This window comes from Vibrio sp. 1069 (genome assembly GCF_033340555.1).
On the sequence record NZ_JAWOWP010000481.1, the window covers coordinates 1 to 651 of the forward strand.

Below are 651 nucleotides of genomic sequence, written 5' to 3' on the forward strand. Positions count from 1 at the left end.
GAAATGAAACCAGGAATCCACCCTGCCTATCGTCCAGTGGTGTTTCATGACACAAGTGTGGATGAATACTTTGTTGTCGTCTCAACATTGAAAACCGATCGCACCATTGAGTGGAAAGACGGAAAAACATACCCGTACTTCACATTGGATGTGTCGTCGTCTTCTCATCCGTTTTACACAGGTAAGCAACGAGTGGTTCAAGCGGAAGGGCGTATTGCTAACTTCAACCGTCGTTTTGGTCAATTTACTAGTGAGAAGGAATAAGTCATGAAAGTTGTGAAATCACTTAAAAGCGCGAAGAGCCGTCATCCTGACTGTCAGATAGTGAAAAGAAGAGGGCGCTTGTACGTTATTTGTAAGACAAATCCGAGGTTCAAAGCTGTACAAAAATAACAGTAGAAACGAACAACAAAGGGGTGTGTAGCGAAATTGAAGGTATTTTCGTCCATGACAACGGATGATTGCCTTAGCAGCTATGAATCTACACGCCCACCTAATACTCGCCAAGTGCCAACGTTTATTCGCTCGTGCTTGGCATGGTTTTTACTGGCACGACTTCGTCGTTATTCAAGTCAAAATTGAACGTTTGCAGACTGCTCGGCTCTTTGAGCTTACACCACACACTATCTTTGCATTCGACTTTATATAGGG

Annotated in this window: 2 protein-coding genes; both read left to right on the plus strand. The window is 43.6% G+C overall.

What is annotated here, in order from left to right:
* The first annotated feature begins 3 nt into the window (after nucleotides 1-3).
* Nucleotides 4-264, plus strand: coding sequence for a type B 50S ribosomal protein L31 (locus R7040_RS27270; protein WP_318097719.1), 261 nt, complete (start codon nucleotides 4-6; stop codon nucleotides 262-264).
* A 3-nt stretch (nucleotides 265-267) separates the two neighbouring features.
* Nucleotides 268-393 (plus strand): type B 50S ribosomal protein L36, encoded by a 126-nt coding sequence (ykgO, locus tag R7040_RS27275; RefSeq protein WP_005380299.1) that lies wholly within the window; start codon nucleotides 268-270, stop codon nucleotides 391-393.
* Nucleotides 394-651: the final 258 nt, after the last annotated feature.

Coding starts and splice junctions, on each gene's coding strand:
- ykgO (WP_005380299.1), top strand. CDS start 268: ATGAAAGTTGTGAAATCACTTAAAAGCGCGAAGAGCCGTCATCCTGAC.
- R7040_RS27270 (WP_318097719.1), top strand. CDS start 4: ATGAAACCAGGAATCCACCCTGCCTATCGTCCAGTGGTGTTTCATGAC.